21 protein-coding genes are annotated in these 24,504 nt (G+C 72.3%); 4 read left to right on the top strand and 17 right to left on the bottom strand.

Annotation, left to right across the window (positions count from 1 at the left end; all coding sequences use genetic code 11):
- Positions 1-36: 36 nt before the first annotated feature.
- The 10 genes from FLM69_RS05500 to FLM69_RS05455 form a co-directional block, all read right to left on the bottom strand.
- On the bottom strand, positions 37-972 hold the full coding sequence (locus tag FLM69_RS05500) for a hypothetical protein (RefSeq protein ID WP_141843403.1): 936 nt from the start codon (positions 970-972) through the stop codon (positions 37-39).
- A gap of 270 nt (positions 973-1,242) precedes the next feature.
- A complete protein-coding gene (locus tag FLM69_RS05495) occupies positions 1,243-2,718 on the bottom strand; it encodes an aldehyde dehydrogenase family protein (RefSeq protein ID WP_061866820.1) in 1,476 nt (491 codons plus the stop codon).
- Positions 2,719-2,947: 229 nt separating this feature from the next.
- Complete coding sequence (locus FLM69_RS05490; protein ID WP_061866819.1) at positions 2,948-3,880, bottom strand: HNH endonuclease; 933 nt, start codon at positions 3,878-3,880, stop codon at positions 2,948-2,950.
- 309 nt (positions 3,881-4,189) lie between these two features.
- Positions 4,190-5,284 carry a S66 peptidase family protein gene (locus FLM69_RS05485; RefSeq protein WP_141843401.1) on the bottom strand — a complete coding sequence of 365 codons (1,095 nt, stop codon included), beginning with the start codon at positions 5,282-5,284 and terminating at the stop codon, positions 4,190-4,192.
- A gap of 85 nt (positions 5,285-5,369) precedes the next feature.
- On the bottom strand, positions 5,370-6,974 hold the full coding sequence (locus tag FLM69_RS05480) for a long-chain fatty acid--CoA ligase (RefSeq protein ID WP_237069492.1): 1,605 nt from the start codon (positions 6,972-6,974) through the stop codon (positions 5,370-5,372).
- A gap of 39 nt (positions 6,975-7,013) precedes the next feature.
- The gene (locus tag FLM69_RS05475; protein ID WP_141843397.1) at positions 7,014-8,195 is read right to left on the bottom strand and encodes an acyl-CoA dehydrogenase family protein; all 1,182 of its coding nucleotides are present in this window, start codon (positions 8,193-8,195) and stop codon (positions 7,014-7,016) included.
- 47 nt (positions 8,196-8,242) lie between these two features.
- Positions 8,243-9,094, bottom strand: coding sequence for a CoA transferase (locus tag FLM69_RS05470; RefSeq protein ID WP_141843395.1), 852 nt, complete (start codon positions 9,092-9,094; stop codon positions 8,243-8,245).
- Entirely contained in the window at positions 9,091-11,262 is a 2,172-nt protein-coding gene (locus FLM69_RS05465; RefSeq protein ID WP_141843393.1) for a 3-hydroxyacyl-CoA dehydrogenase NAD-binding domain-containing protein, read from the bottom strand. Before FLM69_RS05465 ends, FLM69_RS05470 begins: the two co-directional genes overlap by 4 nt.
- A 46-nt stretch (positions 11,263-11,308) precedes the next feature.
- Positions 11,309-12,523 (bottom strand): acetyl-CoA C-acetyltransferase, encoded by a 1,215-nt coding sequence (locus FLM69_RS05460; protein WP_141843391.1) that lies wholly within the window; start codon positions 12,521-12,523, stop codon positions 11,309-11,311.
- Positions 12,524-12,568: 45 nt separating this feature from the next.
- On the bottom strand, positions 12,569-14,251 hold the full coding sequence (locus tag FLM69_RS05455; RefSeq protein WP_073117266.1) for a long-chain-fatty-acid--CoA ligase: 1,683 nt from the start codon (positions 14,249-14,251) through the stop codon (positions 12,569-12,571).
- A 219-nt stretch (positions 14,252-14,470) separates the two neighbouring features.
- Here FLM69_RS05455 and FLM69_RS05450 point away from each other — a divergent pair, with 219 nt between their 5' ends.
- From FLM69_RS05450 to FLM69_RS05440, 3 genes are all read left to right on the top strand, one after another.
- Positions 14,471-15,076, top strand: coding sequence for a TetR/AcrR family transcriptional regulator (locus FLM69_RS05450; protein ID WP_036381864.1), 606 nt, complete (start codon positions 14,471-14,473; stop codon positions 15,074-15,076).
- A 231-nt stretch (positions 15,077-15,307) separates the two neighbouring features.
- Positions 15,308-15,874 carry a DinB family protein gene (locus FLM69_RS05445; RefSeq protein ID WP_101967645.1) on the top strand — a complete coding sequence of 189 codons (567 nt, stop codon included), beginning with the start codon at positions 15,308-15,310 and terminating at the stop codon, positions 15,872-15,874.
- A gap of 93 nt (positions 15,875-15,967) precedes the next feature.
- On the top strand, positions 15,968-18,499 hold the full coding sequence (locus FLM69_RS05440; protein ID WP_141843389.1) for an HAD-IC family P-type ATPase: 2,532 nt from the start codon (positions 15,968-15,970) through the stop codon (positions 18,497-18,499).
- A gap of 6 nt (positions 18,500-18,505) precedes the next feature.
- On the opposite strand, the gene FLM69_RS11365 is transcribed toward FLM69_RS05440, so the two are convergent.
- Positions 18,506-18,661, bottom strand: coding sequence for a hypothetical protein (locus FLM69_RS11365; protein WP_181743488.1), 156 nt, complete (start codon positions 18,659-18,661; stop codon positions 18,506-18,508).
- A 625-nt stretch (positions 18,662-19,286) separates the two neighbouring features.
- Here FLM69_RS11365 and FLM69_RS05435 point away from each other — a divergent pair.
- A complete protein-coding gene (locus FLM69_RS05435) occupies positions 19,287-19,739 on the top strand; it encodes an acyl-CoA thioesterase (protein WP_049147545.1) in 453 nt (150 codons plus the stop codon).
- 143 nt (positions 19,740-19,882) lie between these two features.
- Here FLM69_RS05435 and FLM69_RS05430 read toward each other — a convergent pair whose 3' ends face one another.
- The 6 genes from FLM69_RS05430 to FLM69_RS05405 all read right to left on the bottom strand — a co-directional run.
- Positions 19,883-20,482, bottom strand: coding sequence for a helix-turn-helix transcriptional regulator (locus FLM69_RS05430; protein WP_010080065.1), 600 nt, complete (start codon positions 20,480-20,482; stop codon positions 19,883-19,885).
- Positions 20,463-20,855, bottom strand: a complete 393-nt coding sequence (locus FLM69_RS05425) for a hypothetical protein (RefSeq protein WP_141843388.1) — start codon at positions 20,853-20,855, stop codon at positions 20,463-20,465. The genes FLM69_RS05430 and FLM69_RS05425 overlap by 20 nt, the downstream gene beginning before the upstream one ends.
- A gap of 120 nt (positions 20,856-20,975) precedes the next feature.
- Positions 20,976-21,611 (bottom strand): energy-coupling factor transporter transmembrane protein EcfT, encoded by a 636-nt coding sequence (locus tag FLM69_RS05420; protein WP_141843386.1) that lies wholly within the window; start codon positions 21,609-21,611, stop codon positions 20,976-20,978.
- A complete protein-coding gene (locus FLM69_RS05415; protein ID WP_098094186.1) occupies positions 21,611-22,372 on the bottom strand; it encodes an energy-coupling factor ABC transporter ATP-binding protein in 762 nt (253 codons plus the stop codon). Before FLM69_RS05415 ends, FLM69_RS05420 begins: the two co-directional genes overlap by 1 nt.
- On the bottom strand, positions 22,369-23,037 hold the full coding sequence (locus tag FLM69_RS05410) for a biotin transporter BioY (protein ID WP_036381852.1): 669 nt from the start codon (positions 23,035-23,037) through the stop codon (positions 22,369-22,371). Before FLM69_RS05410 ends, FLM69_RS05415 begins: the two co-directional genes overlap by 4 nt.
- A 455-nt stretch (positions 23,038-23,492) precedes the next feature.
- A partial coding sequence (locus FLM69_RS05405; protein WP_141843384.1) for an IS256 family transposase occupies positions 23,493-24,504 on the bottom strand: 1,012 nt, incomplete at its 5' end.

The raw sequence follows: 24,504 nt of genomic DNA, 5'->3' as shown, positions 1-24,504 counted from the left end.
TGAAGGCAGACCACGACGCCGGCGCGCGCCGCCGCCTCACTCCCCCGGTAGTCCCGGCGGCAGCACCGCGCCGCGACGGGTGGCCTGGCGACGCATGAGACGGGACAGATCCCCGACGAAGCGGGGCCAGCCGCCGCGTGTGAAGACCTCGCCCGCGACCCAGGTGACGGCCCAGTCGTCGGCTTCGAGGCCACGCCTGCGCGCCCGGTCCCGCTGCCACTGAGCCCGATCCGTACGGTGCTGGTCGCCGTCGAACTCGAGGCACAGCCGCAGTTCCTCCCAGGCCAGGTCCACGCGGACCGTCTCCCCGGAGCTCAAGCGGATCGGGGGATTCACCTGAGGCTCGGGGAATCCCGCCTCGTGGAGCCGATGCCGTAGCCGCGACTCCGGCGGAGAATCCGCGCCCGTGCGCAACAGGTCCAGCACGGCGCGGGCCCGCACGATGCCGCGGACGTTCTTCCGTGCGTGCGCGAGACGCCGCATCTGCTCCACCGTGGTGGCCCGGGGAGGCAGGTGACCGAGACGGCGCGCCTCCGCCCCGTGCGGTGACGGCAGCAGGCTGTCCCCAGCGACCACGAGGTCCTCGACAGAGAGGTGATGGGCGAGGTCCACCCAAGTCCAGGCGGGGGCGGTCAGACGCAGACCCCGGTACTCGATCACGGGTGCGTCCGGCTGGAGCTGGTGCATGACCAGGCCCGACCGACTCGTCCGTCCTCCGTGGCCGCGCTCCTTCGCGAGATGGACCCGCGGATCCTCGAGCAGCCGGCCCGGGATCCACATCCCCCAGATCCGCGCGGCCGTGGCGTGGGAGAACACCCCCGAGGGGTTCAGCGACTGGACGGCGCGCAGATAGTCCGTCCACGTGGCCTCGACATCCCGGCTCATGCGCAGGCCGTGGCCGATCGCGACCAGGTCCGGTGCGCGGAGCCGGGCGCGGCTCAGGCCGGCCTCTCGTCCCTCCGGGACGGTCAAAATCGTAGGAAGCGACGTGGCGAGAGGAGCGAGGGGTCGCGGCATGCGACCAGGCTGGTGCTCCGCGTGGGCGATCGGGGCGCGCGGAGCGGGATCTGGGGACCACGGCTGAGGTTTCCGCACCTGTGCAGGAGAGGTGCTCCGCTCGCCTCACCTCGCACCCGCGGCACCCGGGAACGAGCCCTGCGATATGGCCCCTATCAGCGGGTTTTAGGGGCCATATCGCAGGGCTCGTCACTCAGCAGGGGGGCGTCGCGTAGCCGGTCTGGGTCAGCCCAGGCGCGTCACGCCGATCGTGTGGTCGGTCGTGAACTCCTCGATGGCCCACTCGCCGTTGAAGCGCCCGAGCCCCGAGTTCCGTGCGCCGCCGAAGGCCACGTGGGCCTCGTCCTGGACGCTCATCTGATTGATGTAGGTCATGCCGGCCTCGGTGCCCTCCGCGAAGCGCAGGCCGCGGTCCAGGTCCTGGGTGAACACGGAGGAGGACAGCCCGAACTCGTGGTCGTTGGCCAGCTCCAGCGCGTGCTGCTCGTCGCGTGCCTGGAGCACCACGGTCATGGGCCCGAAGATCTCCTCGCGGGTGATCTCCATGTCCGGCGTCGCGTCCACCCAGATGAAGGGGGGCACCACGCGGCCGGTGATCTCGCCGCCCACGAGGGCGCGGGCGCCGTCGGCCTCGGCGCTGGCGATCTTCTTCTTGAGCGTCTCCAGCTGGGTGTCGTTGATGACCGGGCCCACGAGCACGCCCTCCGCGTCGGGGTCGCCCACCTTGAGCCCGCGCACGGCGGCCTCGTACTTGGGGAGGAACTCGTCGTAGACCTTCTCGTCCACGATCACGCGCTGCACGGACATGCAGATCTGGCCGGAGTGGAGGTAGCCGCCCTGCACGGCCTGGTCGACGGCGGCGTCGAGGTCCGCGTCGTCCAGCACCACGAGCGGCGCGTTGCCGCCCAGCTCGAGCGCGACCTTCTTCAGGGTGTCCCCCGAGACGGCGTTGGCGCCGACCTGCTTGCCCACCGGAGTCGAGCCCGTGAAGGAGATCAGGCGCGGCGCGGGGTGCTTGACGAAGGCGTCGCCGATCTCGGAGCCGGCGCCCACCACCACGGACAGCACGCCCGCGGGCAGGCCGGCCTCCTCGAACACGCGCGCGAGCAGGGTGCCGCCAGTCACCGGGGTGTCCGAGGCGGGCTTGAGCACGACGGCGTTGCCCAGCGCCAGCGCGGGGGCCACCGAGCGCTGGGACAGGTGGAGCGGGAAGTTCCACGGGGAGATCACGCCGACGACGCCGATCGGCTTGCGGTACACGCGCATCTCGCGGTTCGGGACGTTGGAGGGGTGGATGGTGCCGTGCACGCGGGTGGGGAACGTGGCGGCCTCGTACGTGATGGCGATGGCCGAGCCGATCTCCGCGGCGGCCTTGATGCGCGTGGAGCCGGACTCCTTCACAAGCCAGTCCGCGATCTCCTCGCGGCACTCCTCCATGATCGCGGCGGCGCGGCGCAGGACGGCGGAGCGCTCGCCGGGCCCGGTGGCGGCCCACGCCTTCTGGGCCTCGGCGGCGGCGCGGTAGGCCTCGTCGAGGTCCTCCTCCGTGGCCAGGGTGAACTCGGCCACGACGTCGTCCGTGTACGGGTTGATGTCCGTCTTGCGCTGCCCGGTGGCGCCGTCTCGCCACTGGCCGGCGATGAACTGCTGGTCCACACGGTTGCCGTGGAACGTGGCGGGGGTGGAGGTCGTGGGGGTCATGAGGTGCTCCTCGCTCAACGGGGCATTCGGGAATGGAACACCCAGTTCACCCGCATGGGTGGGGGGGTTGGCGAGACCTTGGGGCCACTGACGAGAGATAGGGACAAGCTCGAGCCCCCGGGTGCCGTCACCGAAATGGTCTCTCCCCGGCGCATCTTCGTCGCCGCAATGGTTGCTCCCCATCCCCGGCACGTCACAGCCCGCGGACCATCATCACGGCCGAGCCGCATCAGGCGACATCGGCGATGGTGGCCTCCCGGAAGCGCTCGTATGCCCACGCGAGATTCTCACGGGACGGGCGGTCAGCCCGCCGCGTGGGCAGCTTCATGAGTTTTCGCCCGTGGAGGTCCTGAAGTCCGTGCCGCAGCATCGGCCCATCTACCTCGTCCAAGAGATCTTGTCGGATCTCCACGGTGAAGTCAGGTGTGATGCCCAAGAAGTGATTGTCGAAAGCACCGTGGTGGATCCTGCACATGGCAAGGCCATTGACAACGGTCGGCAGACCATGCACCTCACGATCCGGAACAATGTGAGCAGCGTCCAGCAATTCCGGATGCGCAAAATTGCAGACCGCGCAGTGGTTGTCGTAGGCGGCCAGCACGGTGGAACGGAAATGCGGCTGGTGAACGCGGATCTTGACCTCCCGCCTCAGGTACCGCTTGAGAGACGCTTCTAGAACAGACTCATGCATGAGTTCCGGCGAATAATCCTCCGGCTCCATCGGCGCAAAGACGATTTGGTGTCGCTCATCCTCGCGTCCTACAACATAGACCGGAGCCACCACTTGAAACCGTGCCGGACTCATGCCCACGCCAACGAACCAGATCAGCGGGAGGCCGCGCTCGTATGCCCGGAAGAGCCCCTGGTTCGCTGGGAGACGGGGATTCGTGCCCTGCCACTTGTAGCGCATGAGGCCGTCGTCGCCGATTTCATCCTCGTAGGGACGGGCATGACCCTTTGGGCGATACACCGTGTAAAAGGAAAGCGCGGCATCAAACCCTGCCGGCTTGCGGATTCCGTTCTGCGTAGAGATCAGCGGGAACGGCTCCCCGTTCCACCGGAAGTCACCGATGTCCTCCCGGGTGAGCGGTACCTGGCCATCGAGCGAACGCATCTTCAGCCACTCAATGGCAGCGTCACGCAGCCCTATCGGTTCACTCATGGGGGTCCTTGCTCGCGAGCGCCTCAGACGCGGACGCCGTCTATGTCGCACCGTACCAAGCACGGCCCCGCATCGGGCTTGGCCGCACCGGGCCACGCTGCCGAGGATGGTGTCGGGCTCGAGCAGGCCGTGCCGGGTCGGCAGCCCGACGACGGCGCTGGGCCGGGCAGGTTCAGGGTGATGGTCAGGACGGAAACGCCGTCCAGCGCAGAGCTGAGGTCCATGCCCATGGTGGGCACGGGGCGCGCCGGGCTCGCGGGCCTGGCTGTGATGTGCATCTTTCTGGGTGTTGGGTCGCGGTGCCTGTTCTCAGCAGTACTCCGCCCACACCCGCTTCTCCACGCCGTCCACGGTCATCACGCCGCCGTGCGGCAGTACCCACTGCGGCCGGGTGTGGCCGAACGGGACGCCCACGCACACCACCGCGTCCGGGTTGTAGCGCCCGACCTCCTCCAGCACCACATCGGCCTGCTCCGCGCGCAGCCGCGCCCGCTCCTCCGGGCTGCGCGGCGCCTCGAAGGAGCTCGTCGGCGGGCGGGCCGCCAGCACGGCGTCCACGGCGCCGAGTACGCCGCGCTCCCCCAGGATCCGCAGCAGCCGCCGCACCTCGCCGGCGCTCGGCAGCTCCTCGCTGGTCTCGATGAGCAGCACACCGCCCTCGAGCACCGCCATGTCCGCCGGCCCGCGGCCGGCCGCCATCACCCACGGCAGCACCTCGAGGCAGCCGCCCCACGTCCGGCCGGTCACCGCGCGCCGCGGCCCGGCCCAGCGCCACGGTGAGGCGCCCTCACCGACGCCGCGCGCGCCGTCGTCGTGCGGGCCCGGCACCGGCTCGCGCGTCCCGAACTCGGTGAGTGCCCGCGGGTCCAGCCAGTCCACGCCGTGGTCCTCGGACTCCCCCGGCTCCGTGATCTCCAGCCGCCCTCCCGTCAGCAGGGCGGCCCGCAGGGACGCGGCGTGCACCTCATCCACAGCCGGTCCCGGCCCCAGGTGCACCTGGGTGGACCCGCCGTAGAAGCTCGCCACGCCGTTCGCCCACAGCCACTGGTGCAGGTTGGTGTTGTCGCTGTAGCCGAGGAACGGCTTGGGGTCCGCGCGCACGGCGTCCGCGTCCAGGTGACCGATCACGGTGATCTGGTCCTCCCCGCCCACCGTGGCGATCACCGCACGGATCTGGGGGTCCGCGAACGCCGCGTTCAGGTCCCGCGCCCGGTCCTCGGCGCTCGCCCCGAGCTGCCGGGTGGTGGGGTACTCGACCGGCTCCAGTCCGGTCATCTCGGCCAGGCGGCGCATCGCCTGCTCGTGCACCGCGGGCGCGAAGCCGGGAGCCGCGAACGACGGCGAGACGACGGCGATCCTGTCGCCCGGCTGGGCCTTGGGCGGGTGGACGAGGGGCTGAGTCATACCGGGAGCGTAGCGAGAGGCCATCTGTCCGTCGTTCCTCTCACTCACACCAGACCACCCGCGCCCAGACCGCCCGCCCCGCCCCTCACCCCTGACGCAGCTCGCGGCGCAGGATCTTGCCCGTGGCGTTCTTCGGCAGCCCGTCCAGGACGGTCACCTCCCGCGGCTGCTTGTAGCGGGCCAGCCGCTCGGCCGCGAACGCCTGGAGCTCCTCCACCGCGACGGCGCTGCCCGGGGCCAGCGAGACGAAGGCGGCGATCTCCTCGCCCAGCCGCTCGTCCGGCACACCCACCACGGCGGCCTCGACCACGTCCGGGTGCTCGTAGAGGACCTCCTCCACCTCGCGGGGGTACACGTTCATGCCGCCGCGGATGATCACGTCCTTGAGCCGGTCCACGATCATCACGTACCCGGCCTCGTCCCGGCGGGCGATGTCGCCGGTGCGGAACCAGCCGTCCTCGTCGAACGCCGCCGCCGTGTCCTCCGGGCGGCCCCAGTAGCCGGCCATGATGCCCTCGCCCCGGATGCGCAGCTCACCGGAGGTCTCGAGGTCCTCCTCGGGCACCTCGGTGCCGTCCATCGCGACGATCCGGAACTCGAAGCCGTCCACCGGCCGGCCCACGGTGCCCGGCCGGGTCGGCGCATCCACGGGGTTGAAGAAGCACGCACCCGCGTTCTCGGACAGTCCGTAGCCCTCCAACACGGGCACGCCGAACAGCTTCTCCGCCGCGCGTAGCGTCTCCACCGGCAGGCTCGCACCGCCGGAGAGGGGCATGCGCAGCCTCGAGAAGTCCGCCGGCTCGGCCCCGGCCTCACGACGGGTCCGGGCCACGGAGAGGAACGCCCCGTGCATGGTGGGCACGCCGGGCAGGAACGTGATGCCGTGGTCCTGCAGCTGGTCGTAGGCGGCCTCCGGCACGAAGCGCGGCATCAGGGACAGGGTGGACCCGGCGAACACCGCGCCGTTGAGCACCACCGAGAGCCCGAACACGTGGAACATCGGCAGCGCCGCGAACACGACGTCGTCCGGGCCGAGCCGGCCCAGACCGGTCGCCGTCGCCATGGCGTTGGAACGCAGGTTCGTGTGCGTCAGCCGGGCACCCTTGGGTCGCCCCGTGGTGCCCGAGGTGTAGAGCAGGACGGCGTCGTCGTCGGGGTCCCGCGGGGTGATCTCCGTGACCGGGGCGATGCCCTCGGCGGCGCACTCCCGCCCGACCGCTTCGAGGTCCAGGGTGACCACCTCGACGTCGACGTTCCCGGCCACCTCGTCCACGGCCGGCAGCCCGGGCATGGCCCAGAGCATGCGCGCCCCGGAGTCCTCGAGGAAGTACTCCAGCTCACGGGCGGTGAACAGCGGGTTGAGCGGCACCACCACCGCGCCCAGACGCATGAGCGCCTCGTAGACCGCCACGAAGGCCGGGACGTTGGGCAGCATCACGGCCACCCGGTCCCCCGGGCCCACCCCGCGGTGGCGCAGCCAGCCGGCCGTCGCGGCCGTGACCTGGTCCAGTTCGCGGTAGGTCATGCGGGCCTCACCGATCCGCAGGGCCACGGCATCCGGCTGCCGGGCCACGGTGGCCGAGAGCAGCTCGGCCACATGACCCCGGCGCTCGGTGGGCCGGCCGTGGGTGGTCGCGGAGGTGTCGGGGGTCTCGGAGGTGGTCTCGGAGGTGGTCTCGGAGGTCGTCACGGTGGCTCCTGATCTGGTGGGGCGGTCGTCGGAGGGGGGTCAGAGGAAGGCGGAGTGTCCGGTGAGGCCGCGGCCCACGATCAGCGAGTTCACCTCGTAGGTGCCCTCGTACGTGAAGATCGCCTCGACGTCGCAGAAGAACCGACCGAGCCCGACGTCGGCGAGGATGCCGTTGCCGCCCATCATCTGCCGGCCCAGCGCGGCCGACTCGCGGCACATCTGGGAGGTCTTCAGCTTCACCAGGGAGGCCTGCGTCATGGACACCTCGCCGGCGGCCTCCAGCTGCACCGCCCGGTGCGCCATGCCCAGGGTGGCCGCCAGGTTGGCCGCGATCTGCACGAGCAGGGACTGCACCAGCTGATGCCCGGCGATCGGGCGGCCGAACTGGGTGCGCTCCAGCGCGTAGCGGCGGGCGGCGTCGAGGATGCCCTGCTGCGCGCCCACGGCCTGCCAGCCCAGGCCGTTGCGGGAGCCCAGCAGGATCACGTTGGTGTCCGCGAAGGTGTCGGCCTTCTCCAGCTTGTTCTCCGCCGGGACGCGCACGTCCGTGAAGGTGATGTCCGCGTTCTGGACGATCTTCACCGCGGTCTTGTGCTCGATCTTGGTGGCCTCGTAGCCGGAGGTGTCGGTCTCCACGATGAAGCCCTTGACCTGGTCGTCCTCCTCGTCCCGGGCCCACACGATCGCGATGCGGGACATGGTGCCGTTGCCGATCCACCGCTTGGCCCCGTTGATCACCCACTCGTCCCCCTCTCGGCGGGCCGTGGTGGCCATGCCGCCGGCGACGTCGGAGCCGTGCTCCGGCTCGGTCAGCGCGAAGCAGCCGGTGTACTCCATCGCGTACAGGCCCGGAAGCCACTTCTGCTTCTGCTCCTCCGAGCCCAGGGCCTCCAGGGTGGCCCCGACGAGGTCGTTGTGCAGGGCGAAGTACACGCTGAGGGAGATGTCCGCGCGGGCCAGCTCGGCCATCAGGTACCCGCGGAACAGCGGGTCCTCGGTCATGCCGCTGATGTGGTCGTAGCCCAGCTCCCCGACGCGGCGGGCGATCTCGTGCGGGAACTCGTCCCGGCTCCAGGCCTCGGCCACGTGTGGGGTGACGATCTCGGCCAGGGCGGCGCGGATCTCCGTGAGCTTCTCCTGCTGCTCGGGCGTCAGGAGGCGGTGGTACTCGAGGACGTCGACGTCGATCAGCGAGCGGGTGCGGGAATCCGTGGTGGTCATGAGGGGCTCCTGGAGGTCGTTCGAGGGGGGGTGCTGAGTCGTGGGGGTCAGGCGGTGGGGCTGGCCAGGGCGGTGAGCGGGATGCCCCGCTTCTCCCCCCATGCCTGCCAGTGGGCGGCGTCGTGCCGGGAGAGGGCCTCGGTGAGCTGCGCGCGGACGTCCCCGTCCGCGTCCAGCCCGAGGCCCGTCACGAGCGCGGCCGCGAAGTGCGGCTCGAGCGCCCCGACGGCCACGTGGCCCTCGGCCGCCGGATACACCCCGTAGTGGGGCAGGGCCCCGCCCAGGGGGCTGCGCGGGTCCGTCATGCGGTGCCGGTTGGGCAGGGCCAGGGCGTGCGCGGCCTCGGCGAGCGCCACCGTGGCGTGCCCGCCGTCCCCGTCCGCGCCGCGGGCCCACAGCAGGGCCAGCGCGGTGGAGACGGCCCGCTCGGCACCGTGCAGATCCGCCGCGAGGATCCGCGGCGGAGCCCCCGGCGCCAGCAGGCCCGCCGCGGCCTGGTAGTTGATGTCGTGGCCCGGCACGTCCGTGCGGTCCCCGGCGTATCCGGTGATGTCCACCTGGCAGATCCGCCGGTGGCGGGCGCGGACGGCGTCGGCGTCCAGGCCCAGCCGGCGCAGCGCCCCGGAGCGGTGGGAGGTGAGGAACACGTCAGCCTCGGCCAGGATCTGCTCCATCTCGGCGGCCCCGGCCTGGGACTTCATGTCCACGGTGCGCACCGACTGCCCGCGGTGCAGCTCCTCGTAGAGGGCCGGCACCAGGGTGGCCACGGGGTCCCCGCTGGGCGGGAGCACCGTGACGACGTCGGCGCCCAGCTCCTGCAGGCGGGCCGCGGCGGCAGGCCCGGGCAGGTTCAGGGCGATGGTCACCACGCGCACTCCGGCCAGCGGTGCGGCGCTCATCGGCCCGGCCCCTCGCCTCGCTCGGCCCGCTGCCGGAGGGTGTCGCCGGGACGGAACCGCTCGCCGTAGCGGTCGGCCAGCTCGTCGGCGCGGGCCACGAACGCGGCCGGTCCGCCCTCGCGGTGCGTCATGAACGTCACGGGCCCACCGGTGTGCGGCGGGAAGCCGATGCCGAACACGCCGCCGAGGTTCGCCGAGGGGGCGTCGGTGAGGACGCCGTCGTCGAAGCAGCGGGCCGTCTCGATGGCCATGCGGTACAGCAGGCGGTCCTGCAGGTCCTGCTCGGGCACGTCCGCCCCGGTGGCGAAGTGCTCGGCCAGGCCCGGCCACAGGTGCTTGGGGCCCTGTTCCGGGTACTCGTAGAAGCCGGCGCCCTGCGCGCGGCCCGGGCGGCCGAACTCGTCCACCATGCGCTCCACCACACGCTCGCCCGGACGCACCGGACGCTCACCGCCGGCCTCTGCGACGGCCTTCTCCTCCTCGCGGCGGATGTGCTGGATCAGGGTCAGGGAGACCTCGTCCATCATGGCCAGCGGGGAGGCCGGGAAGCCGGCGTGGCGGGCCGCCCGCTCGATCCGCTGCGCGTCCACGCCCTCCTCCACGAGGGCCGCGGCCTCGAGCACGAGCGTGCCGTAGACGCGGGAGGTGTAGAAGCCGCGCCCGTCGTTGACCAGGATGGGCAGCTTGCGGATCTGCTGCACCAGGTCGTAGGCACGCTCCACCGTGCGCGGGGAGGTCTGCTCACCACGGATGATCTCCACGAGCTTCATCCGGTCCACCGGGGAGAAGAAGTGCAGGCCGATGAAGTCCTGGGAGCGTTCCCGCGGGCCCTGCAGCAGGGTGATCGGCAGCGTGGAGGTGTTGCTGCACAGCAGGGTGTCCGGGCCGACCACCTTCTCCACCTCGGCGAACACCGAGTCCTTGAGCTCGACGTCCTCGAACACGGCCTCGATCACCGCGTCCACGTGCGCGAGGTCCTGATAGTCCTCGGTGGGCTGCACGCGGGCCAGGACGGCGTCGGCGTCCTCACGGCTCATGCGCCCCTTCGCCACGCGCCCCTCGAGGAGGGCACCCACCCGCTCACGGCCGCGCTCGGCGGCCTCCAGGCTGACGTCCTTGAGCATCACGTCCACGCCGTTGAGCGCGAGCGCGTGGGCGATGCCCACGCCCATCATCCCGGCGCCCAGCACCGCCGCCGTGGTGATCGTGCTGCGCTCGCGGGAGGGACCGCCCAGGGCCGCGCCGGAGCGCAGCGCCTGCATGTCCGAGTGGAACGCCTGGATCATGGCGGAGGAGGTGTGGCCCGTCACGAGGGACACGAAGTACCGGGTCTCGATGCGCGAGGCGGTGTCAAAGTCCACCTGCGAGCCCTCCACCGCGGCGCTGAGGATCGCCTTCGGGGCGGGCAGGTCCGCGCCGTGGAGCTGCCGGCGCAGGGTGGCGGCGAACGCGGGCAGGCGGGAGGCGAAGGAGGCCTGGGCGGGGGTGCCGCCGGGGATCCTGAAGCCCTTGACGTCCCAGGGCTTCGCGGCGGCGTCGGCGCGGTGCTCCAGGATCCAGCGCTTGGCGGCGGGCACCAGGTCCGCGGGGTCGGTCACGACCTCGTCGATGATCCCCTTCTCCATCGCGGCCCGGGCGTCGCGGGCGGTGCCCTGCAGCAGCCACTCCATCAGGGCGCGCTCCACGCCCACCATGCGCACCAGGCGGGTGATGCCGCCGCCTCCGGGCAGCAGGCCCAGGGTGACCTCCGGGAGGCCGACCTTCAGCCCCGGGTCGTCCACGGCGATGCGCCGGTGGCAGGCCAGGGCGATCTCCAGGCCGCCGCCGAGCGCCGTGCCGTTGATCGCGGCGACCACGGGGCGGCCGAGGGTCTCGAGGCGGCGCAGCTGGCCCTTGACCCGCTGCGTCAGCGCGAACACGGACTCCACGTCCTCGGGGCCGGCCTGGGCCAGGGAGTCCAGGTCGCCGCCGGCGAAGAAGGTCTTCTTCGCGCTGGTCAGGACGACGCCGGTCACCGTGTCCCGCTCCGCCTCCAGGCGGTCCACGACGGCGTCCATCGCGTCCTGGTACCGCTCGTTCATCGTGTTGACCCGCGCCTGCGGGTCGTCCATGGTCAGCGTGACGACGCCGTCGGCGTCCTGGTCCCAGGTGATCATGTGCTCACTCATGCCGGTGCTCTTCCTGCCGTGCTGGTCGGTCGGGTGGGTGGGGCGCTCAGACGCGCTCGACGATCGTGGCGACGCCCATGCCGGCGCCGATGCAGAGCGTGGCGATGCCGGTCCGCAGGTCGCGCCGCTCGAGTTCGTCCACGAGGGTGCCGAGGATCATGGCGCCGGTGGCCCCCAGGGGGTGGCCCATGGCGATCGCGCCGCCGTTGACGTTGGTCTGCTCCTCGGTCCAGCCCATCTCCTTCATCAGCAGCAGCGGCACGGCCGCGAACGCCTCGTTGATCTCCACGAGGTCGATGTCCGCGGCGGTCATGCCGGCCACCTCGAGGGCCTTGCGGCACGCCGGGGTGGGGCCGGTGAGCATGATGGTGGGCTCGGAGCCGACGACGGCGGCGGAGACGATCCGGGCCCGCGGGCTCATCCCGGCCCGCCGGCCGGCCTCCTCGGAGCCGATCAGCGTCAGCGCGGCGCCGTCGACGATGCCCGAGGAGTTGCCGGGGTGGTGCCGGTGCTCGATCCCCGCCAGCGAGCTGTACTTCTCCAGCGCCACGGCGTCGAAGCCCGCCTCCCGGCCCAGCGCTTCGAAGGAGGGCTTGAGTTTGGCCAGGGTCTCCACGGTCGAGTCGGGGCGGATGGTCTCGTCCCGGTCCAGCACGGTCATCCCGTTCATGTCCGTCACCGGGACCACGGAGCGGGCGAACCGGCCCTCCTGCCACGCCGCCGCAGCACGGCGGTGGCTCTGCGCGGCGAAACGGTCCAGCTCTGCGCGGCTGAATCCCTCACGGGTGGCGATCAGGTCCGCGGAGACGCCCTGCGGGACGAAGTCGGTGGCCAGGGAGGTGGCCGGGTCCATGGCCCACGCGCCACCGTCGGAGCCCATGGGCACGCGGGACATGGACTCCACGCCGCCGGCCACGAGCAGGGACTCCCAGCCGGAGCGGATGCGGGCGGCGGCCTGGTTCACGGCCTCGAGTCCGGAGGCGCAGAACCGGTTCAGCTGCACGCCGGCCACGGTCTGCGGCAGGCCCGCCTTGAGGGCGGCCACCCGGGGCAGGACCGCGCCCTGGTCGCCCACCGGGCTGACGCAGCCGAGGATCATGTCCTCGATGTCGGCGGGGTCGAGCCCCTCATGGCGGTCGCGCAGCGCGTGGGTCAGGCCGACGACGAGGTCGATCGGCTTGACCTCGTGGAGGGAGCCGGAGGGCTTGCCGGCACCGCGCGGCGTGCGGAGGGCGTCGTAGAGGAAGGCGTCCTGGGTCACGGGGTCTCCTGGGGTCGGGGTGGGTCTGGGGAGGTGGCGGGCCGGTCAGCGGCCGGAGGTGAGGGCGTCGGCGTAGTCGGCGCGCAGCTTGCGCTTGTTGACCTTCCCGACGCCGGTCCGGTCGATCTCCGTCACGAAGCGGACCTCGTCCGGCAGCTGCCAGGTGGCGAAGCGCTCGGCGAGTGCGGCGAGGACGGCGTCCTGGTCGACGTCGGAGTCCTCGTCCCGCACCACGAGGGCCAGAGGACGCTCCTCCCACTGGGGGTGGGGGACGCCGATGACGGCGGCGTCGCGGACCCCGGGGACGGTCATGATGTGGTTCTCCAGGTCGATCGAGGAGATCCACTCGCCACCGGACTTGACCACGTCCTTCAGGCGGTCGGTGACCTTGAGGTAGCCCTCCGGGGAGAGGTAGCCCAGGTCCCCGGAGCGCCAGTAGCCCTCGTCGTCGAAGCCGGCCTCGGTGGCCTCGGCGTTGTCCGCGTAGGAGGTGGTCACCCAGGGCCCGCGCAGGCGGATCTCGCCCACGTTCTCCTCGCCGGGCGGCAGCAGCTCGCCCAGGGGGTCGGTGATCTTCACGTCCACCCCGACGACGACGAGGCCCTGGAACCGCTTGAGGTTCCACCGCTCATCCTCGGAGAGGGTGTCCATGAGGCTCGGCTTCATGCGGTTGAGGGAGACGATGGGCGAGGTCTCCGTGGCGCCGTAGGCGTGGATGACCTCCGCGCCGGTGAGCTCGTCGAAGCCGCGCATCATGGCCACGGGGGGCTCCGTCGCGCCGCACAGCAGGCGCACGCCGTCCATCCGTGGGGGCGTCTCGAGGGTGCGGAGGTGGTGGAGCATTGGCATGAGGATCGCGGGGGCTGCCGGGGCCACGGTGACGCCGTGGTCCACGAGGGTGGAGGTCAGCCACGGGGTGTCCGTGAGGTTGAACCGGCCCGGCAGCACCAGGCGCGCGCCCACGGCGACGGCGGCGAACGGCAGGCCCCAGCACTGCGCGTGGAACATGGGGGTCAGCAGCAGGGCGGTGTCCGCCATGGTCATGCCCAGGGTGGACACCACGGCGTGCGCGTGCAGCCAGGTGGCCCGGTGCGAGTAGAAGACGCCCTTGGGACGGCCGGTGGTGCCCGTGGTGTAGCAGGCGCCGGAGGCGGAGCGCTCACTCACGTTCGGCAGGTCCGCTGTCTCGAGCGGCTCCTGCCCGTCGAGGAGGGCCTCGTAGGAGAGGACGTCGCCGCGACCGGCCCAGTCGGCGGGGAGCTCGCCGTCGCCGGCCACGATCCAGCGGATGCCCCCGGGCAGGTGCGGTTCGAGCGCGGCGGCGAGCTCCAGGAGGGTCTCGTCCACGACGATCGTCCCCACCTGCGCGTGGGTGATCACGTAGGCCAGGTCCGTGGGCGCCAGGCGCAGATTGAGCTGCACCATGGTCGCGCCCAGCAGCGGGACGGAGAAGTAGGACTCGAGGTGACGGACGTCGTTCCACAGCAGCAGGCCGACCCGGTCCCCCGGCCCGACGCCCTCGGCGTGCAGGGCCGCGGCCATGCGGCGCACCCGCTCCCACACGGCCGCGTAGGTGGTGGTCTGCCACGGGGAGCCGCCGCCGCGGGTGTGGATGATCTGCTGATCCCCGAAGGTCCGGGCGGCGTCCCGCAGGAGGCGGGTGGTGGTGAGCTGCTCGTCGTCGCCCATGGTGGACGGGGTGCCGAGGACGGTGTCGGTGGTCTGCATGGGTCCCCCTGGGAGGTGTGGTGGTCGCGGAGGCGGGCGGCAGTCATCTGTGACATGCCTCACTGGGCGTGTGTTGCACACTCAAGCACGATGTTGCACTAGCGTGCAAGAAGGGTGTGGGGGGGCGTTTCGATCCCTGCCGTAGGGTTCAGCGAGCCCCCGCATCCTCGTCTCCCGACCACGGGCCATCCCATCCGCCGACCCAGCCCCGAGGACCCGATGAACACCCCCCTGCCCTTCGACCAGGACGATCTCTCCTCCCCCGCGCGCCTGCGCCTGGCGGCCCTCGAGCTGTATGCCGAGCGGGGGGTCGAGATGGCCAGCGTCCGCGAGATAGCGCAACGGGCCGGCGTCGCCCCCGGGCTGGTGCGGCACCACTTCGGCAGCAAGGCGGGGCTGACCCGCGCCGTCGACGACGACGTGCTGCGCCTGATCGCCACGACCCTCGACGAGGTCCCGCTCGTGGGCACCCCCCAGGAGGTGTCCGCCGCCCGCGACGCGGCGTTCGCTGACCTGCTGGCCGAGCACCCGGTGGTGGGGGCCTACGTGCGCCGCTCGCTGCTGGAGGCCGGCGGGGAGACCGAGTCCCTGCTGGAGCGCCTCGTGGACCTGACCACGGAACAGACCGAGCGCCTGCGCCGGTCCGGCTTCGCCCCGCGGCGCAGCATGCCGACGTCCGTGTTCGGCACCGTCATCCGGCAGATGGGGCACCTCATGGTCGGCCCGTCGGCGGACCGCATCTGGCGCCGGATCGCCGAGACCCAGGAGGACGCCGCCGGGCAGGCGAGCCCGCGGGTGCGACTCGTGGTGGATCCGCCGCGGTGAGCAGGATCGCCTCCGACCGCGAGGGCGTCGTGCACCTCGTCCGGCAGGCCGACGACGCCGGCCCGCCCCTTCCGGGAACGCCTGCGGTCGGTATGAGCGCACCTTGCAGGCTCAGAGCGACCGCACGCGTTCCAGGTCCGCGGGCGCTCACCCCGCCAGCTCACCCGCGCCCCCGCCCCCGCACGCGCCGTTTCCCGAACGACAACGCGGGTGGGGCGTAGCCTGGCCGCCATGACCACCGTGTTCTACGACGACCAGGGCCGCCCCGAGCCGCCCTTCGCCGCGGGCGAGGCCGCCACCCTGCTGGGCTTCCTCGACTTCCTGCGCGCCACGATCGAGTGGAAGACGGCGGACCTGGACACGGCCGCGCTGCGCCGCCGCCTGCCGGGCCACCCGTCCGCGATGACGCTCGGCGGCCTGCTCAAGCACCTCGCGTTCGTCGAGTTCTGGTGGTTCGAAGCCGTCGCCCTCGGCGAGCCCACCTCGGCGCCCTGGGTGGGCGCGGACTTCGACGCGGACCCCGACTGGGACTGGCACAGTGCGGCGCAGGACTCCGCGGCGGACCTGCGCGCCCTCTGGCAGGGCCAGGTGGAGCGGTCCCGGCAGATCGTGGTGGACCTGCTCGCGGCGGACGGCGACGACGGCGCCGCAGCCCTGGCCCGCGCCCACCGGATCCGGGAGGGGCGCGACCCGGTCTCGCTGCGGTGGATCCTCACCCACATGATCGAGGAGTACGGCCGCCACGCCGGCCACGCCGACCTGCTGCGCGAGGGGATCGACGGCCAGACCGGCGAGTGAGCCCGCCCCACCCGCAGTCCCGTCTGCGGTCGCACCCGAGTTCATCCCCTCGTCGGATGCCCGGCCCCGCGCCGGCTGGGTAGATTCTGTGCCATGGCCTCCCCCTCCCCTGCGTCCGCGCACCCGTCCGCCCCCGAGAGCGGGACGGGCCTGGGGTCCACCGGCGTGGAGGGGCTCACCGGGCTCACCGCCGCCGAGGTCGCCGAGCGGGAGGCCGCGGGCCTGGTCAACGTCCAGTCGCGGGACACGTCCCGCTCGCTGGGGCAGATCCTGCGCGTGCACGTGTTCACGCTGTTCAACCTGGCGATCGCGCTGTGCGCCGTCGTCGTGATCCTGATGGGCCGCTGGCTGGACCTGCTGTTCTCGTTGGCGGCCGTGGCCAACGTGGTGATCGGCGTGGTCCAGGAGTACTCGGCCAAGCGGAAGCTGGACCGGATCGCGCTGCTGCACCAGGACGACGTCGTCGTCATCCGGGACGGGGCGCGCGTGCCCCTGCCGATGGCGCAGATCGTGCGGGACGACGTCGTGGTGCTGCGCCGCGGCGACCAGGTGCCCGTGGACGGCGAGGTCCTCGTCTCGGACGGCCTGGACATGGACGAGGCGCTGCTCACCGGCGAGAACGACCCCGTGCCCAAGACCCCCGGGGACGCCGTGCTCTCGGGCTCGGCCGTCGTGGCCGGCGCGGGCCTGGTGCGCGCGACGGCGGTGGGCTCGGCCTCGCACGCCGCCCGGCTGAGCGCCGAGGCCCGCCGCTACTCCGCCATCCACTCGGAGCTGCGCGGCGCCCTGGAGAAGGTGGCCCGCTGGCTGACGATCGCCCTGGTGCCGATCATCGCGGTGATCGTGCACGGCCAGATGACGGCGGTCGGCGGCTGGTCCCTCGCCCTCTCCCAGCCGCGCGAGGCCGCCCTGGAGCCCGCGCTGATCGCGTCCGTGGCGGCGGTGACCAGCATGATCCCGCAGGGCCTGGCGCTGATGACGACCATCGCGTTCGCCGTGTCCGCGCTCAAGCTGGCCCAGCAGGAGGTCCTCATCCAGGAGCAGCCCGCCGTGGAGGTCCTGGCCCGCGTGGACACCGTCTGCCTGGACAAGACCGGCACCCTCACCGAGGGCGGCGTCCGGTTCGACCGACTCACCGCGCCCGCCTCGGCGGACGCGTCCCCGGACGCCCACGACGACGGCGCCCCGGCCGAGGTCGGCGACGGGGCTCGGACCGTGCTCGCCTGGTTCGGCGCGGACCCGGACGTGAACCCCACCGCGGCGGCCCTGCGCGAGCCCTTCACGGCCGTCCCGCCCGTGGACCCCGCGGCCCAGGTGGCGTTCTCCTCCGCACGCCGGTGGTCGGCGGTCGCGTTCGGCCCCGAGGCCGGGGCTGCGGCCGGCACGTGGCTGCTCGGCGCGCCCGAGGCTCTCGTGGACGAGTGGCACCTCGGCCCCGAGGCCGCCGAGGCCGTCCGCGCCCAGGTCCACGCCGACGCGGACGCCGGCCGCCGCGTGCTGCTGCTGGCCCGCACGGACGAGCCCCTGATCGGGGATGCGCTGCCCGCCGGAGGCGTCCCGGTCGCCGTCGTGACGTTCCGCGAGAACGTGCGCCCGGACGCCGCCGAGACCCTCGACTACTTCCACGCCCAGGGCGTGCGGACCGTGGTGATCTCCGGGGACAGCCCGCGCACCGTGGCCGCCGTGGCCCGCGAGGTGGGCCTCGAGGTGGCGGGCCAGGCCTACGACGGGCGCACCCTGCCGGACGATCCCGGGGAGCTCGCCGCCGTGATGACCGAGCACGACGTGTTCGGCCGCGTCAGCCCGGACCAGAAGAAGGCGATGGTGCAGGCGCTGCAGTCGCGCGGGCACGTGGTGGCCATGACCGGCGACGGCGTGAACGACGCCCTGGCCCTGAAGACCGCGGACCTGGGCATCGCCATGGGCAACGCGGCCCCGGCCACCAAGGCGGTGTCCCGGATGGTGCTGCTGGACGGGCGCTTCGACCGCCTGCCGCGCGTGCTCGGCGAGGGCCGCCAGGTGATCGCGAACATGGAGCGGCTCGCCCACATCTACCTGACGAAGACGACGTACGCGCTGCTGTTCGGCGTGGTGTTCTCCCTGTTCGCGTGGCAGTTCCCGCTGCTGCCGCGGCAGGCCTCCACCGTGGACTTCATCATGATCGGCGCGCCCACGTTCTTCCTCGCCCTGCTGCCGAACCCGCGCCGCTATGTGCCCGGCTTCCTGGGGCGGGCGCTGCGGTTCGCGATCCCCTCCGGCGCGGTGATCCTGCTGTCCATGGTGGCCTTGCAGACGTACGTGCGCCTCACCGCCGGCGACGTCGACCTGGCCCGCCAGCAGGCCGCGTTCATGATCACCCTGACCCTGCTGGGCCTGTGGGTGCTCAGCGTGATGTCCCGGCCGCTGAGCGCGCGCGTGGTGGTCCTCATCCTGGCGATGTACGCGGTGCTGGCCGCCGTCGTGCTGGTGCCGGCCTCCCGCTGGTACCACCGGATGGAGGTCCCGCCCACGGACGTGCTCGTGGCCGCGCTGGTGGTCGCCGCGCTCGGGTGCGGACTGATCGAGGTCATCCACCAGGTGCACCGCCGGCACGTGGCGAGGGTGCTGGCCGCCGCGGGGGCCTGAGACCCCTCAGCGGCGGGCGCGACGCACGGCGGCCCGGTAGTCGAGCCACGTCCACACCAGCACGACGACGGCGACCAGCAGGTACGCGACGTCCCACGCGCTGAGCCGCTCCCCGGCCACCACGCCCGGGAGACGGGTGGCCAGGATGAGCAGCACGAGCACGGTGACCGCCCAGGCCCGCCGGCGCGGCGGCGGGCCCAGGCGTCGTCGTCGAGGGCGGCGGGGGGCTCTTCCACGGGACGGCGGGCCGCCGGGAGCAGCCGGTGTGCGAGCCAGGCGAGGCCCGCGCAGACCGGGGCGACGGCGAGCAGCCAGAACGTGCTCCCGGTGAACAGGTGCGTCTGCGCGTTCACCTCCACGAGCCACCAGGCGAGCACCAGCACGAAGGCCAGGAGGGCGCCGCCGGCCACCAGCGTGGCGGCCAGCCGCGGGACGCGGACGAGGAGCCGCTCCCAGAGGACCATCACCGCCACCCCGGCCACGCCCATGAGCACCGGGGCCAGCAGCAGCCCCCACGTGTAGTCGGTGGTGAGCCCGTCCCGGCGCAGCCAGACCAGGCAGAACAGGACGGCGATGCCGGCGGCGACCGTGAAGCCGACCACCGGCACATCGCGCCAGGTGGCGTCGGGTGCGGCGGGGTCGGGGTGGGGGCGGATGGTCATCGGTCGGGTCCCTCCTGTGTGCTCCGTTGTGAATCCCTTCCGGCGACCCTACGGCCCGGTCGAGCACGTCTGCGCATCGGGCGCCCTCCCTCGTGCCGGCGTCGCCGTCGCTCTACCGTGGAGCCATGGACTCCACGCTCTTCACCCGTTCGGCAGACCGCGCCGCCCACGACGACGTCAACTTCCGCACCCGCAAGTGGGTCAAGCCGGAGGACCTCAACGCGAACAACACCCTCTTCGGCGGCTCGCTGCTGCGCTGGGTCGACGAGGAGGCGGCCATCTACGCGACCCTGCAGCTGGGCAACCCGCGGTGCGTGACGAAGCTGATCTCGGAGATCAACTTCCTGGCCTCGGCGAAGCAGGGCGACATGATCGAGATGGGCCTGCGCGCCACCGAGTTCGGGCGCACGTCCCTGACCATGCGGGCGAAGGTGCGGAACATCGTGACCGGCGAGATGATCCTGACCATCGACAAGATCGTGTTCGTGTCCCTGGGCGAGGACGGCAAGCCCGTGCCCCACGGCTTCACCGAGATCACCTACGACCGCGACCGTCTGCCCCTGGACAACCCCCTCTGAGCCGGCCCGCCACCCGACGCGGTCCGGGGGCGGAACTCGGGGATCCCCGCCCGGAATACCGCCGAGTTCCGCCCCCAACGCGGGAGGGCCGGTGGCGGGGGCCGGGGCCGAGCCGGAGGACGCGGCCGAGCGTCCCCGGGACGTCAGAGCGGCCAGACCTCCAGGGACTCACCGAGTCGGATGCTCACCCCGGAGACGCGCCCGCGCGGGCCGAGCAGGACGTGCACGACCGGGTCCGCCCGCTCGGCCTCCGCCACACCCCGCACCACCACCGCGCGCCGACTCCCGGCGGCGTGCGGGTCTGTGGGCAACGGGACGCCGTCCAGCTCGTGCACGGTCAGATCCGCCGGGGGCGTGCACGGACCGGCGAGGTCCTGGATCTCCTGCATGGTCTGCCGCAGCACGGTCTGCGGCAGGGCGGCGCGGGCCGTACTGGTCATCAGGGCGTGCATCGCGGTGAGGTCCCCGGTGAACCAGGCGCGGACGGCACGGTCGGCGCTCCGGCGCGCCGCCTCCGGCCAGCCGCCCTGTGGTGCCGCACCGGCGGTGGGTGCCGCACCCGGGTCCGCGGCGGTCTGGAAACGACGGTGCGCGGCCTGACGGCTCACCCCGAGGGTCTGGGCGATCTCCTCCCAGGTCCACCCGGACTCACGGGCACGGTGGACGGCGTGATGCAGCCGCCGCTCGGCCGCCGCCTGGGCGGCCAGCGCGGCGGTCAGTTCCTCACAGGGATCGCGGGGCATCCTCCGAGTCTGCCTCACCGGCGGACACCGGAAGGAGGGCACCGGCGCCGATGGTCACCGCGATGCCGAAGATCACCGCCGTGGCGCCCTCGAAGATGTTGAGCACGGTCAGCACGGCCGCGACGGCGGCCCCGGCCAGGATCTGCATGGCCTTCGGGCCATCCCAGGCGGGCTGCCAGCGGCTGAACAGCGAGCCAGCCAGGGCGCCGCCGCGGGCCTGCATCAGCGGAGCGCTCCAGGCACCCACGGTGTAGGCGAGGCCGATGATGGCGCCCGTGAGCAGGGCCGGCCCCGGGTCGGCGTCGGACGTGAGGCCGTGGGTGACGAGGATCAAGATGATGGAGACGACGGTGGCGGTGAGCGTGCGAGCCATGTGACCGAGGTTATGGCCGGCATCCGGAGGTGTCAACACCGCGTTGACAGCCGGCCGGTGGCGCCGGTGGTGCCGGTGGTGCCTGTGGTGCCTGCCGACCCCGGTTCAGCCGACCCCAGCTCAGTCGATCCCGCGGGCGGCCAGGGCGTCCCCGACGTCGTCCGCGTGCTTGAAGCTGAGCACCAGCAGCGGCAGCGCCCAGGCCCACGGCGCCATCCGCACCCCGCGGGCGGCCTGCGCATGCCGGATCTGCTCGGCCAGGGCGCGCAGATGGCCGATCGAGGAGAGCACCAGGCCCATCGCCAGGCCCACGCGGTCGGCGCGGAACCCCGCCCGCGCCAGGCGCGGCCCCGCCCACGGGATCCGCTCGACCGGCCGCAGCACCGCCTCGGCCACCCCGGTCATGTCCGCGATCCGGGTGGTGCGCGTCAACACCTGCGCGGTGAGCACGAGCCCGAGCACGCGCGCCACCGTGAGTCCGGCGGCGAACGCGTCGGTGAAGATCCACTGCGCCGCGAACAGGACCACGTAGAACAGCCACAGAGCGCGCAGGTCGGAGGCGATCATCGCCGTCCCGCGCCGCAGCCCGAAGCCCACGAGATACGCGGTCACGGCGCCCACGACGGCGGCGCCCGCCGTCCACAGGGACAGCGGCAGCAGGGTCAGGGCCAGCACCCACACCGCGAACAGGCCCGTCTTGAGGCCGGCGCGGGCGTGGTGCAGGGGCGAGTCGCCGTGGACGTACAGGGAGAGCATCAGCGCAGCTCCGCCGCCACGGCGTGGTCCAGGAAGCGCTCGTACGCCTCGACCACGTCCTCGGCCGGGCCGGTCCGCTCCACACGGCCGCCGTGGATCCACACGGCCTCGTCGCACGCACGGGCCAGCTCGAGGTCGTGGGTCACCAGCAGCAGCTGGAACCCGTCCGGGGCGGAGGGGTCTGCGGCCAGCAGCCGGTCGGCCACGATCCGCCGGTGCCGGCCGTCCAGCAGGGAGGTCGGCTCGTCGGCGATCACCAGGGACGGCCCGGCGGTCATCACCGAGCACATGGCCAGCCGCTGCGCCTGCCCCGAGGACAGGGACAGGCACGCCCGGTCCGCGAGCGCGGTGAGCCGGTGCTCCTGAAGCGCCGCGGCCACGCGCGCGGCGACGTCGTCCTGGGTCAGGCGGCGGCCGGCGTCGCCCCTGAGCGACTTCACGGTCAGCTCCACGTCCTCCCGGACGGTGGGCATGACCATCTGCGCGGCCGGGTTCGCGAACACGAAGCCGACGGTGCGGCGCAGCGCCTTCACGTCCCGGACGGCGTCCACCCCGTGCACGGTCACCTCCCCGGCGACGACGTCGGCCAGCCCGGCGATCGCGCGGGCCAGCGTGGACTTGCCGGAGCCGTTCTCCCCGATCACCGCCACACGCGGGGCCGTGAGGGTGAGGTCCACGCCGTCGAGGAGCACGACGACGCCCTCGGGGCCGTCGGCCTCGACGCGGACGCCCGTGAGGGTGACGGAACGGTCCGGGCTCATCGGAAGGCGCGGGGGTAGGCCTTCCACAGGCCGACGATGAGGATGACGGCCACGACGAGCTTGATCAGGTCACCGGGCACGAACGGGGCCATGGAGAGGACGGCGGCGCCGAACTCCATCCCGGCGATCCCGACGAAGCCGAGCACGCCGAAGAAGTAGACCATCACGACGCCGCCGATCAGCCCGGCGACGGCCGCGCCGAGCGCGACCCGTCCGGCGCCGAGGCCGGGGCGGGCCCGGGAGGTGAGGGCCCAGAAGATCAGGCCGACGATCAGCGCGGACGGGATCCAGCCGAGGATGAAGCCGGCCGTCGGGCCGGCGAACACGCCCAGGCCGCCGCGGCCGCCGCTGAGCAGCGGCAGGCCGAGCGCCACGAGGCCGGCGAACAGCGCCATCGAGGCGGCCCCGCGCCACGGGCCGAGGATCACACCGGCCAGGATCACGGCGATGTTCTGCAGCACGATCGGGGCGGGCACACCGGCGACGGCGATCGGCGGCACCAGACCGAGGACGGCCATCAACGCGGTCATGACGGCGATGCGCGCGAGGCTGCCGCCGGCGGAACCGCGACGGGGGCGGCGGCCGGTGTCGGCGGGGCGGTCCGCCGTCGTGGTGGCCGCGGGGCGGACGTGGCCGTCATGGGACGAGGGCACGGAAGTGCTCATGGAGGGACTCCTGGTGCGGAAGCGAGTGCGATGGGGCGCTCAGCCGAGGCGCTGGGCGCATGGCGAGTGCCCGACGAGTTGAACAGTGTTCAGGAGTCTACTGCAGGGGCGGAGGTGTGGGCGGCCGGGATGCGCTCCCGGGCGACGGTGCGCGGAGTGACGCCGAGGCTGGGGTCGGTGTCGAGATGCAGCGAAGATTTCACAAAAGCGCAAATATGTTTCATACACGGTCGAGTGCCTCCACCCTTGACATGACCCGTGGAAGCTGTCGAGATGCAGGGAAGATTTCACAAACGCGCAAATATGTTTCATATACCGACGAGTGCATCCACCCTTGAAGTGACCCCTGGGGACCGCGTCTCACATCCGCCCCGCGCAGGGAAGCCCTTCCGTGGTTCTCTGATGCCATGGTCAAGCCCCTCGTGATGGTGTAGCGGTCTGATCCTTCATGGGGGTCAGGCGCTGAGGCCGAGGGTGAGTTCGGTGTCGGGGTCCACCTCGTCTCCGGTGTTGGTCACGGTGGTGAGCCTGCAGCGGGCCAGGACTTCGAGACCGAGGTAGCGTCGACCCTCGGCCCATTCATCGGTCTGCTCGGCCAGCACCGCACCCACGAGCCTGACGATGGCCGCCCGGTTGGGGAAGATGCCCACCGCGTCGGTGCGACGGCGGATCTCCCGGTTGAGCCGCTCGGCCGGGTTGTTCGACCAGACCTGCATCCAGACGTCCTTCGGGAACGTGGTGAAGGCCAGGATGTCCGCCCGGGCGGCGTCGAGGTGCTCAGCCACGGTGGGCAGCTTCTCGCTCACGTAGTCCAGGAGCCGGTCGAACTGCGCGTGCACGCTGGCCGCATCGGGCTGGTCATAGACCGAGTGCAGCATGGCTTTCACGGCCGGCCACATGTTCTTCGGGGTGATGCCCATCAGGTTCGCCGCGTAATGGGTGCGGCAGCGCTGCCACGTCGCTCCGGGCAGGTTCGCCGCGATGGCGTCCTTGAGTCCAGTGTGGGCGTCAGAAGTGACCAACCGGACCCCGGCCAGGCCGCGGGCGACCAGGTCGGCGAAGAACTCGTTCCACGCCGCCCCGGTCTCCGAGGTGGCGACCCGCAGGCCCAGGACCTCGCGGTGGCCGTCAGCGTTGACCCCGGTGGCCAGCAGCACCACGGCGTTGACCACGCGCCCGCCCTCGCGGACCTTCATGCTCAGCGCATCGGCGGCCACGAACGTGAACGGGCCGGCCACCCCGAGCGGGCGGTGGCGGAAGGCCTCGACCTGCTCGTCGAGCTCGGTGGCCATCCGGGAGACTTGGGACTTGGACAGGGCGTTGACGCCCAGAGTCTTGACCAGCTTGTCCATCCGTCGGGTCGAGACCCCGGCGAGGTAGCAGTCAGCGACCACGGTGATCAGCGCCGACTCCGCTCTCTTCCTGCGTTCAAGTAGCCAGTCCGGGAAGTACGTGCCCGATCTGAGC

Source organism: Micrococcus sp. R8502A1 (assembly GCF_006704135.1).
GTDB lineage: Bacteria > Actinomycetota > Actinomycetes > Actinomycetales > Micrococcaceae > Micrococcus > Micrococcus luteus.
This window is presented reverse-complemented; position numbering and strand designations above follow the sequence as displayed.